This is a genomic window from Streptomyces sp. SID1328 (assembly GCF_009865595.1).
Classification (GTDB): domain Bacteria; phylum Actinomycetota; class Actinomycetes; order Streptomycetales; family Streptomycetaceae; genus Streptomyces; species Streptomyces griseoluteus.
Genome location: NZ_WWKH01000264.1, coordinates 1 through 8,958 on the forward strand (window position 1 = coordinate 1; position 8,958 = coordinate 8,958).

The 8,958-nt window shown below is 72.8% G+C and carries 12 protein-coding genes and 1 pseudogene; 9 read left to right on the plus strand and 4 right to left on the minus strand.

The window, feature by feature from the left end; all coding sequences use genetic code 11:
* Positions 1-255: 255 nt before the first annotated feature.
* Together GT030_RS07540 and GT030_RS07545 are read left to right on the plus strand one after the other, a co-directional pair.
* Positions 256-915: a trimeric intracellular cation channel family protein gene (locus GT030_RS07540; protein WP_161200411.1), complete on the plus strand. Its 660-nt coding sequence runs from the start codon at positions 256-258 to the stop codon at positions 913-915.
* A 79-nt stretch (positions 916-994) separates the two neighbouring features.
* Entirely contained in the window at positions 995-1,855 is an 861-nt protein-coding gene (locus GT030_RS07545) for a thioesterase family protein (RefSeq protein ID WP_031181726.1), read from the plus strand.
* Between the two features lie 12 nt (positions 1,856-1,867).
* Here the strand turns inward: GT030_RS07545 and GT030_RS07550 are convergent, their stop codons facing one another.
* Entirely contained in the window at positions 1,868-2,515 is a 648-nt protein-coding gene (locus GT030_RS07550) for a TetR family transcriptional regulator (protein ID WP_161200412.1), read from the minus strand.
* Between the two features lie 121 nt (positions 2,516-2,636).
* On the opposite strand from GT030_RS07550, the gene GT030_RS35505 reads away from it, so the two are divergent.
* Genes GT030_RS35505 through GT030_RS07560 form a run of 3 tightly spaced genes read left to right on the plus strand, consistent with a single transcriptional unit; the run spans position 2,637 to position 4,339 of the window.
* Positions 2,637-2,801 (plus strand): hypothetical protein, encoded by a 165-nt coding sequence (locus GT030_RS35505; protein WP_086693676.1) that lies wholly within the window; start codon positions 2,637-2,639, stop codon positions 2,799-2,801.
* Positions 2,802-2,838: 37 nt separating this feature from the next.
* A complete protein-coding gene (locus tag GT030_RS07555; RefSeq protein ID WP_086693675.1) occupies positions 2,839-3,114 on the plus strand; it encodes a DUF4190 domain-containing protein in 276 nt (91 codons plus the stop codon).
* A 55-nt stretch (positions 3,115-3,169) separates the two neighbouring features.
* Positions 3,170-4,339, plus strand: coding sequence for a cysteine desulfurase family protein (locus GT030_RS07560; protein WP_161200413.1), 1,170 nt, complete (start codon positions 3,170-3,172; stop codon positions 4,337-4,339).
* Here GT030_RS07560 and GT030_RS07565 read toward each other — a convergent pair.
* On the minus strand, positions 4,336-4,995 hold the full coding sequence (locus tag GT030_RS07565) for an N-acetylmuramoyl-L-alanine amidase (protein ID WP_161200414.1): 660 nt from the start codon (positions 4,993-4,995) through the stop codon (positions 4,336-4,338). The genes GT030_RS07560 and GT030_RS07565 overlap by 4 nt on opposite strands.
* 96 nt (positions 4,996-5,091) lie before the next feature.
* Between GT030_RS07565 and mnmA the strand changes: the two genes are divergently transcribed.
* Positions 5,092-6,216 carry a tRNA 2-thiouridine(34) synthase MnmA gene (mnmA, locus tag GT030_RS07570; protein ID WP_031181732.1) on the plus strand — a complete coding sequence of 375 codons (1,125 nt, stop codon included), beginning with the start codon at positions 5,092-5,094 and terminating at the stop codon, positions 6,214-6,216.
* A gap of 12 nt (positions 6,217-6,228) precedes the next feature.
* Here mnmA and GT030_RS07575 read toward each other — a convergent pair whose 3' ends face one another.
* Both GT030_RS07575 and GT030_RS07580 read right to left on the minus strand, forming a co-directional pair.
* The gene (locus GT030_RS07575; RefSeq protein ID WP_161200418.1) at positions 6,229-7,011 is read right to left on the minus strand and encodes an alpha/beta hydrolase; all 783 of its coding nucleotides are present in this window, start codon (positions 7,009-7,011) and stop codon (positions 6,229-6,231) included.
* Between the two features lie 57 nt (positions 7,012-7,068).
* Positions 7,069-7,392: a DUF427 domain-containing protein gene (locus tag GT030_RS07580; RefSeq protein ID WP_161200415.1), complete on the minus strand. Its 324-nt coding sequence runs from the start codon at positions 7,390-7,392 to the stop codon at positions 7,069-7,071.
* A gap of 51 nt (positions 7,393-7,443) precedes the next feature.
* On the opposite strand from GT030_RS07580, the gene GT030_RS07585 reads away from it, so the two are divergent.
* The 3 genes and pseudogenes from GT030_RS07585 to GT030_RS07595 form a co-directional block, all read left to right on the plus strand.
* Positions 7,444-7,983: a TIGR00730 family Rossman fold protein gene (locus tag GT030_RS07585; protein WP_161200416.1), complete on the plus strand. Its 540-nt coding sequence runs from the start codon at positions 7,444-7,446 to the stop codon at positions 7,981-7,983.
* Positions 7,984-7,999: 16 nt separating this feature from the next.
* Entirely contained in the window at positions 8,000-8,689 is a 690-nt protein-coding gene (locus tag GT030_RS07590; RefSeq protein WP_202459809.1) for an SDR family oxidoreductase, read from the plus strand.
* A gap of 34 nt (positions 8,690-8,723) precedes the next feature.
* Positions 8,724-8,958, plus strand: a pseudogene (locus GT030_RS07595) (methionine synthase); the annotation flags it as partial.

The following is an 8,958-nucleotide window of genomic DNA, read 5'->3' on the forward strand; positions in this document are numbered from 1 at the left end:
GTGGCCGAGGTCGAGGTGGCCGAGGTCGAGGTGGCCGAGGTCGAGAAGGCCGAGGCGGTCGAGAAGCCTTCCGTGGCCGAGGTCGAGGAGACCAAGGTCGAGAAGGCCGAGACCGGGAAGGTCGAGAAGACCGGGAAGCCCGGCACCGAGAAGGCTGCCGACGAGAAGTGAGCCGGCGGCCGCCGTTCGCCCGGCGGCCGCCCCTCCCGCCTTGCTTCGCAAGGTCCGCACCCCGCGACAGGTCAGAATGTGTGGGTGCAGCTCGATCAGATCTTCAGTCCCTCCGTCCAGCACACGCTCGATGTCATCGGCATCTTCGTGTTCGCCATCTCCGGCGCCCTGCTGGCCGTCCGCAAGAACTTCGACGTCTTCGGGATGGCCGTGCTCGCCGAGGTGACCGCGCTGGGCGGAGGGCTCTTGCGTGACCTGATCATCGGGGCCGTGCCCCCGGCCGCCTTCACCGACCTCGGGTTCTTCGTCACTCCCCTGCTCGCCACCGTCGTGGTCTTCTTCCTCCACCCGCACGTGGAGCGCATCCAGGCGGCGGTGCTCGTCTTCGACGCGGCCGGACTCGGTCTGTTCTGCGTCACCGGCACCACCAAGGCGTACAGTCACGGACTCGGTCTGACCGCCTCCGCCACCCTGGGCCTGGCCACCGCCGTCGGCGGCGGTGTGCTGCGTGACGTGCTCGCCAACGAGGTGCCCTCGCTGCTGCGCTGGGACCGCGACCTGTACGCGGTGCCCGCGATCGTCGGCGCCACGATGGTGGTGCTGTGCATCCGCTTCGACGCGCTGACCTCCCTCACCAGCGGACTCGCCGCGGCCACCGCGTTCGTGCTGCGGCTGCTGGCCATGAAGTTCCACTGGCGGGCGCCGCGCGCCTGGAACCGGCGGTCCACGGTCATGGAGGAGTGAGCCGCCTGTCCAGGGCTGTTCATCTGACCGAAACGCAGAAAGCTACCGCTTAGTAATTGGCTGTTGTACCGTTTCACCCATGCCAGAAGCAGCCTCCGCCCCCGCCACTCGAGCCGTGATCGGCGACAGCGAGTTCGACCGTGACACCGAGGTCGTCCGGCGCGCGCCCGGCGTCTACGACATCGACCTCTCGGCCGGCTGGACCATCATCAGCGCCGTCAACGGCGGTTATCTGCTGGCCGTGCTCGGCCGGGCCCTCGCGGACACCCTCCCGCATCCGGACCCGTTCACCGTCTCCGCCCACTACCTCACGGCCTCCCAGCCCGGCCCCGCGGTCATCCGCACCGAGACCGTGCGCACCGGCCGCACCCTCTCCACCGGCCAGGCGTCCCTCTTCCAGTACGACGCCGAGGGCAACGAGGTGGAGCGCATCCGCGTCCTCGCCTCGTACGGCGATCTCGCCGCGCTCCCCGACGACGTGCGGACGAGTGCCGTACCGCCGGCGATGCCGCCCCTGGAGCGGTGCCTCGGTCCGGCCGACGGTCCGGCGCCGGTGGACGGCAGCTCGGCCATCACCGAGCGGCTGATGCTCAAGCTGGATCCGGCCACCGTCGGCTGGGCGGTCGGCGCGCCCTCCGGCAAGGGGGAGATGCGGGCCTGGTTCGGGCTGGCCGACGGCCGGGACGCGGACCCCTTCTCGCTGCTGCTCGCGGTGGACGCGCTGCCGCCGACCGCGTTCGAGATCGGGCTGACCGGCTGGGTGCCGACCGTCGAACTGACCGTGCACGTGCGGCACCGGCCCGCGCCGGGTCCGCTGCGGGTGTCCATCACCACCCGCAACCTGGCCGGCGGCTTCCTGGAGGAGGACGCCGAGGTGTGGGACAGCGAGGACCGGCTGGTCGCCCAGTCCCGCCAGCTCGCGCGCGTGCGCCTGGGCTGAACCGCCCTCTGTTCACTGCCCGGCGGGCGTCTCCTGGTCCGTCCAGTGCCTGCTGCCCAGCGTGATCAGGCGCAGTTGCCGGATGGCCAGCCGGGTCACCCGCTCCCACTCGCCCTGCGGGGCCTCCAGCGCCTCCAGGAAGAGCTGGGCGGTGATGAGCATCTGGTCGACGTACAGATGCGCGAGCATCGTCAGGTCGTCGTCCCCCCAGCCCTCCGACTCGCGGTTCAGGGCCAGTTCGGCCTTCACCTCCTCGGTGAAGCGCGCGAGCTGGTCCCGGATCGCCTCGCGCACCGGCTGCACCCCGCCGTGCCGCTCGCGGGCGATGAAGCGGACGTGCGCCGGGAAGGCCCGTACATGCTGGTCGATCAACTCGACCGCGCGGCCGATGCGTTCCTCCGAGTCGTTCGCCGCCGACACCGTCGGCCCCACCATCGGGTGCAGGCTGCCCAGCGCCTCGTCGACCAGGGCCACCCCGAGGTCCGCGGTGGAGCGGAAGTGCCGGTAGAACGCGGTCGGCGCCACCCCCACGGCACGGGTCACCTCGCGCAGCCCCAGACTGCTCAGGCTCTGCTCCTCCAGCAGTACCAGCGCCGCGTCCAGGAACGCCTGACGGGTCTTCTGCTTCTGGGCCTGCCGGATGCCGAGGGTGTGACTCATGTCATCCAGTTAACAACTGTTCTCCGGAATTGGAAAGCCGCGCGGAGGGTTAAACTCGAAGTCAGTGAACAAGTGTTACTACAACTGTTCACCGAGACGACCCTGAGGGGGGATCGAAACCATGCTGTTCCTCGTTGCCGCACTCATGCTGCTCGGTGTCGCGCTCGGCACCGTGGCGCACGTACCGGTGGGCGTCAGCGTCGCCGTCGCCGCCTTCATCGGTGTCTGGCTCGTCGTCTTCGCCGTCCGTGAGCGCCATGGCCGACGTCGCACCACCAGCCACTGACCCGCCCGTCCGCACCGACCATCAGGAGCTGAGCACCATGCATCTCACCGCACCTGCCACCGGTCAGATCGAGGCGAAGCCGCGGCGCGACGCCGACGGCATGGCCGTCGCGTCCTTCATCCTCGGGCTGCTCGGACTGCTCGTCCTCAACCTGTTCCTGGGCCCCGTCGCCATCGTCCTGGCGGGCGTCTCGCTGTGGCGCGGCACGACCCGCCGGGGCCGCGCCTACCTCGGCATGGCGCTCGGTGTGGCCGACCTCGTGGTCCTGTTCGCCACCATGCAGTTCACCGACACGGTGTCCTGGAGCCTGTGACCCGCCGGCGCGGGGCCGGAGGCGGCTCCGCGCGGCCCGTAGAATCGGCGTCACCATGGCTTACCTCGACCACGCGGCCACCACGCCGATGCTTCCCGAGGCCGCGCGGGAGCTGACCGACCGGCTCGGCGTCACCGGCAACGCGTCCTCCCTGCACGCCTCCGGCCGCCGGGCGCGCCGGACCGTCGAGGAGGCCCGCGAAACCCTCGCCGAGGCCCTCGGCGCCCGCCCCAGCGAGGTGGTCCTCACCTCCGGCGGAACCGAGGCCGACAACCTCGCCGTCAAGGGTCTGTACTGGGCCCGCCGCGCCGCCGACCCGGACCGGGTCCGGGTGCTGGCCAGCCCCGTCGAGCACCACGCGGTGCTGGACGCCGTGCACTGGCTCGGTGAGCACGAGGGCGCCACCGTCGAGTACCTCCCCGTCGACGTGCACGGCCGCGTCCACCCCGAGGTGCTGCGCGAGGCCATCGCCCGCAACCCCGACGACGTCGCGCTGGCCACCGTGATGTGGGCCAACAACGAGATCGGCACCCTGATGCCGGTCCGCGAACTGGCCGACGTGGCCGCCGAGTTCGGGGTGCCGCTGCACGCGGACGCGGTGCAGGCGTTCGGCCAGGTGCCGGTCGACTTCGCCGCCTCCGGGCTCGCCGCGATGACCGTCTCCGGCCACAAGATCGGCGGCCCCTACGGCATCGGCGCCCTGCTGCTCGGCCGCGAGTACAGCCCCGTACCCGTGCTGCACGGCGGCGGCCAGGAGCGTCATGTCCGCTCCGGCACGCTGGACGTGCCCGCCACCGCCTCCTTCGCGGTCGCCGGACGCCTCGCCGCCGAACGGCAGGAGTGGTTCGCCCGCGAGATCGGCACCCTGCGCGACCGCCTGGTGGAGGCCGTACGGGCCGCCGTCCCGGACGCGCTGCTCGGCGGCGACCCGGCACCCGGCGGCCGGCTGCCCGCCAACGCGCACTTCACCTTCCCCGGCTGCGAGGGCGACTCGCTGCTCCTGCTGCTGGACGCCCAGGGCATCGAGTGCTCCACCGGCTCCGCCTGCACCGCGGGCGTCGCCCAGCCCAGCCACGTCCTGCTCGCCACCGGCACCGACCCCGACCTGGCGCGCGGCACCCTGCGCTTCTCGCTGGGCCACACCTCGACCCAGGACGACGTGGACGCGGTGGCCAAGGCCATCGGACCGGCGGTGGAACGGGCCCGCGCGGCGGGACTCGTCTAGGCCGGGGTCTTCCCCGGCGCCGTACGCGCGTTCCGCGCCAGCCGTATGTACCGGTCCCAGTCCCAGTGCGGGCCGGGGTCCGTGTGGTCCGTGCCCGGCACCTCGACGTGGCCGATGACATGCTCCCGGTCCACCGGCATGCCGTACCGCGCGCATATGGCGGCCGTCAGCCGGGCCGAGGAGGCGTACATCGCGTCGGTGAAGGACTTCGGGTCGTCCACGAAGCCGACGTGCTCGATGCCGACACTGCGCTCGTTGAAGGACCGGTTGCCCGCGTGGAAGGCCACGTCCAGCTCCCGGATGAGCTGGGTGACGCGGCCGTCCGCGCGCACGATGTAGTGCGCCGCCGCCTGGTGCGCCGGGTCCTGGAACACCTTCACCGCCGACGCGTACCCGCCCTGGGTGACATGGACGACCACCCGGTCCACCGGGTAGTCGTCCGGGCGGTCCGCGTGCCGGTAGTTGGCGGGGGAGGCCGCCACCCAGCGGGCGCCCGCGAAGTCCACCGCGCCCGGCACCCGCTGCCGCTCCACCCCCGGCAGCCGCCAGTACAGCCGGGCCAGCTCGTCGTGCGCCAGCGCGACCGCCCCCGCCGCGGCCACCGCGCCCCCGATGAGCAGCGCGCGCCGGCCCGGCCTGCGATCCCCGTCGTCCATCTCCACCCCGTACGCCCCGATTCCGCCGAACCCCTCCTGATCACCAACGCACACCCGGCGTCCCCGGTTCCCGCCGCCCCGTACCCTGGAAGGGCTATGACTGAGACCTCGCCGCGCCCCCTCCGCGTCCTCGCCGCCATGTCCGGTGGCGTGGACTCCGCCGTCGCCGCCGCGCGTGCCGCGGAAGCCGGTCACGATGTGACCGGTGTCCACCTCGCGCTCTCCGCCAACCCGCAATCCTTCCGGACCGGCGCGCGGGGCTGCTGCACCATCGAGGACTCCCGCGACGCCCGCCGCGCCGCCGACGTCATCGGCATCCCGTTCTACGTCTGGGACCTCGCCGACCGCTTCCGCGAGGACGTGGTCGAGGACTTCGTCGCCGAGTACGAGGCCGGGCGCACCCCCAACCCCTGCCTGCGCTGCAACGAGAAGATCAAGTTCGCCGCGCTGCTGGACAAGGCGCTCGCGCTCGGCTTCGACGCGGTCTGCACCGGCCACTACGCCAAGGTGCTGGTGGACGAGGACGGCAACCGCGAGCTGCACCGCGCCTCCGACATGGCCAAGGACCAGTCCTACGTGCTCGGCGTGCTGGACGACCGCCAGCTCGCGCACGCCCTGTTCCCGCTCGGGGACACCGTCACCACCAAGGACGAGATCCGCGCCGAGGCGGAGCGGCGCGGCCTGGCCGTCGCCAAGAAGCCCGACTCGCACGACATCTGCTTCATCGCCGACGGCGACACCCAGGGCTTCCTCGCCGACCGGCTCGGCAAGGCCGAGGGCGACATCGTGGACGAGGACGGCAACCGCCTCGGCACCCACGAGGGGGCCTACGGCTACACCATCGGCCAGCGCAAGGGCCTTCGCCTGGGCACCCCCGCCCCCGACGGCAAGCCGCGCTACGTCCTGGACATCTCCCCGGTCACCAACACCGTCACCGTGGGCCCGGCCGCCGCCCTCGACGTCACCGCGCTCACCGCCATCAAGCCCCGCTGGTGCGGTACCGCCCCCGAGGGCCCCGGCACCTACACCGCCCAGCTCCGCGCCCACGGCGGCGAGACCGAGGTCGACGCCGAGCTGGTGGACGGCGAACTGCGCGTCACCTTCACCGAGCCCGTCCGGGGCGTCGCGCCCGGCCAGGCGATCGTGCTGTACGACGGCACGCGCGTGGTCGGCTCGGCGACCATCGCCACGACCACGCGGGCCACGGCCGCCGCGGTCTGATCCCGGCCGGGCTCAGCCCGTGACGAAGTCGGCCAGCACCGGTGCGAGGAACGCCGGCTCGACCGCGTGCGTCTGCCCCTCCAGCACCGCGTACGCGCCGTCCGGCACCGCCTCCGCGACCGCGCGGGCGCCCGCGCGCAGCCACTGCGGGCTCAGGCTGCCCGCCATCGACAGCGCCGGTACCGGGACGCGGGCGAGCAGCTCCGCCGGGAGCAGCCCGTCGCCCATCAGGGCGGCGTCGTACGCCAGGCTCGGCGCGAGCTGCTCCAGGCCGGGCCACATGGGGGACTGGCGGGCCCGCTGGATCATCTCCTCGCCCAGCCCGGTCAGCCGCAGGAACAGCTCCGCCGCCCCGCCCCGGTCGCCGGCGGCCAACGCCTCGTCCAGGGCGGCCGCGTACGCCACCTGCCGCTCGGGGCCCTCGGGCAGGAAGTCGTTGAACGGCACCTCGTACACCGCCGCCCGGGTCACCGGCAGGCCGCTCGCGGCCGCCAGCAGCACCAGCGCGCCGCCCGAGGACAGCCCGAAGAGCGCCGCCTCGCCGCCCACCGCCTCCAGCAGCGCCGCCAGGTCCTCCACCTCGCGCTCGACCGCGTAGGGGGCCGTGTCGCCGCTCGCGCCCCGGCCCCGGCGGTCGTAGACGACGGCCCGGCAGCGGTCCGCGAGCGCCGCCGCCAGCGGGGCGAGCGTGAGTCCGGTGGACAGCGCGCCGCTGACCAGGATGACCATGGGCCCCTCACCGGTCACGCGGTACGCGAGCGAGGTCCCGTCGACGGAAGTCGTCTTCTTGTCCATGCCCGTGGAGACTGCCGTACGGGTGCCGGAGTCACCGGTCACGACACGGCGCGCCGGTCAGCCCACTTCGGGGGCGTAGAAGCAGTAGTGGTCCTTGATCCGGGCCACCTCCGGCTTCGGGTCCGGGTACGCCCACACCAGATCGGGCGCGTCCGGCAGCGACCAGTAGGACGCCGTGCCCTTGAAGGGACAGTCCGTGTGGGTGTCCGACGGGGTCAGCAGATCGAGCCGGACGTCCTCGGCGGGGAGGTAGTACCGGGGCGGACAGCCCGTCTCGCGCAGGACGAGGGGGCGGTCGGTCTCCGCGAGCACCTGGCCGTCGTGTACGACGCGCACGCGCTGCTCGCCCTCTTCGATGGTGATCGTGTGTCCGTGTGCCATACCCGGACAGCACGGGCGGGGCCGCCGATGTTCCCGCGTACCGTGGGCTCCATGAATATCTGCGTCTTCCTCTCCGCCGCCGACCTCGACGAGCGCTACACGCGCCCCACGCGTGAGTTCGGGGAACTGATCGGCAAGGGCGGCCACACGCTCGTCTGGGGCGGCTCGGACTCCGGCCTGATGAAGGTCGTCGCGGACGGCGTGCAGGAGGCCGGAGGCAGGCTCGTGGGCGTCTCCGTGGAGTTCCTGTCGGCGGTCGCCCGGCCCGGCGCCGACGAGATGGTGGTCGCCGCCGACCTCGCCGAGCGCAAGCGGCTGCTGATGGAGAAGGCCGACGCCGTGGTCATCATGGTCGGCGGGACCGGCACCCTGGACGAGGCCACCGAGATCCTGGAGCTGAAGAAGCACGGCCGTACCGCCAAGCCCGTGGTGCTGCTCAACACCGCCGGCTTCTACGACGGCCTGGAGCAGCAGTTCCGCCGCATGGAGGCCGAGGGCTTCCTGCCGCGCCCGCTGTCGGAGCTGATGTACTTCGCCGACAGTCCGGCCGCCGCCCTGGCCCACCTGGAGGAGTCCCTCGCCGCGGGCTGATGCGACCATGGCGGGCATGGCTACTCATGTGATCACCGGCGCCGGTTCCGGCATCGGCGCCGCCGTCGCCCGCCGTCTGCACGCGCGCGGGGACGACCTCGTGCTGCACGCGCGCGACGCGGGCCGCGCCAAGGAGCTGGCGGCCGAGTTCCCCGGCGCCACGACCCTGGTGGGCGACCTCGCCGACCCCGACAAGCTGTCCTGGGCCTTCTCCCACCAGTCGCTGCCGGACCGCGTGGACTCGCTGCTGCACATCGCCGGGGTCGTCGACCTCGGTGACGTCGGGGACCTCACCCCCAAGTCCTGGCGCCACCAGCTCAACGTCAACCTGATCGCGCCCGCCGAGCTGACCCGGCACTTCCTGCCCCAGCTCCGCACCGCCCGCGGCCAGGTGCTGTTCGTCAACTCCGGCGCCGGACTCAACGCCCACGCCGGCTGGTCCGCGTACGCCGCCTCCAAGCACGGGCTGAAGGCGCTGGCGGACTCGCTGCGCCAGGAGGAGCACGGCAACGGGGTCCGGGTCAGCTCCGTCTACCCCGGCCGCACCGCCAGCCCCATGCAGGCCAAGGTGCACCAGCAGGAGGGCAAGGAGTACGACCCCGCGCGGTTCATCGACCCCGAGTCGGTCGCGGACACGGTCCTGCTCGCCCTGGACCTGCCCAGGGACGCCGAGATCAACGACCTGACCGTGCGCCCCGGCCGCTGACGCGCCCGCCCGCCGTACGGCATACCCTGCCGGGGTGAGTGAGAACACCCAGGTCACCTTCCCCGCGGCCACCGGCGTCGGCTCGATGCCCGGCGGGGACGCGCGCGAGACCGCCAGGACCGTCACCGGCAGCCTGGAGGACTTCCCGTACCTCGCGGAGCTGCCCGCGCGCGGCCCCGGCGCCGACATGATCGGCCGCACCGCCGGGATGCTCGTCGAGCTGTACGCGCGCGTGGAGCCCAGCGGCTGGCGGCTGTCCGACCGGCCCG

What these genes read in the sequence shown, in the direction of transcription:
- GT030_RS07555 (WP_086693675.1), top strand. Translation starts at nt 2,839, where the DNA reads ATGCATCTCACCGCACCTGCCACCGGTCAGATCGAGGCGAAGCCGCGG.
- mnmA (WP_031181732.1), top strand. Translation starts at nt 5,092, where the DNA reads ATGACTGAGACCTCGCCGCGCCCCCTCCGCGTCCTCGCCGCCATGTCC.
- GT030_RS07580 (WP_161200415.1), bottom strand. Translation starts at nt 7,392, where the DNA reads ATGGCACACGGACACACGATCACCATCGAAGAGGGCGAGCAGCGCGTG.
- GT030_RS07585 (WP_161200416.1), top strand. Translation starts at nt 7,444, where the DNA reads ATGAATATCTGCGTCTTCCTCTCCGCCGCCGACCTCGACGAGCGCTAC.
- GT030_RS07560 (WP_161200413.1), top strand. Translation starts at nt 3,170, where the DNA reads ATGGCTTACCTCGACCACGCGGCCACCACGCCGATGCTTCCCGAGGCC.
- GT030_RS07545 (WP_031181726.1), top strand. Translation starts at nt 995, where the DNA reads ATGCCAGAAGCAGCCTCCGCCCCCGCCACTCGAGCCGTGATCGGCGAC.
- GT030_RS35505 (WP_086693676.1), top strand. Translation starts at nt 2,637, where the DNA reads ATGCTGTTCCTCGTTGCCGCACTCATGCTGCTCGGTGTCGCGCTCGGC.
- GT030_RS07590 (WP_202459809.1), top strand. Translation starts at nt 8,000, where the DNA reads ATGGCTACTCATGTGATCACCGGCGCCGGTTCCGGCATCGGCGCCGCC.
- GT030_RS07550 (WP_161200412.1), bottom strand. Translation starts at nt 2,515, where the DNA reads ATGAGTCACACCCTCGGCATCCGGCAGGCCCAGAAGCAGAAGACCCGT.
- GT030_RS07565 (WP_161200414.1), bottom strand. Translation starts at nt 4,995, where the DNA reads ATGGACGACGGGGATCGCAGGCCGGGCCGGCGCGCGCTGCTCATCGGG.
- GT030_RS07575 (WP_161200418.1), bottom strand. Translation starts at nt 7,011, where the DNA reads ATGGACAAGAAGACGACTTCCGTCGACGGGACCTCGCTCGCGTACCGC.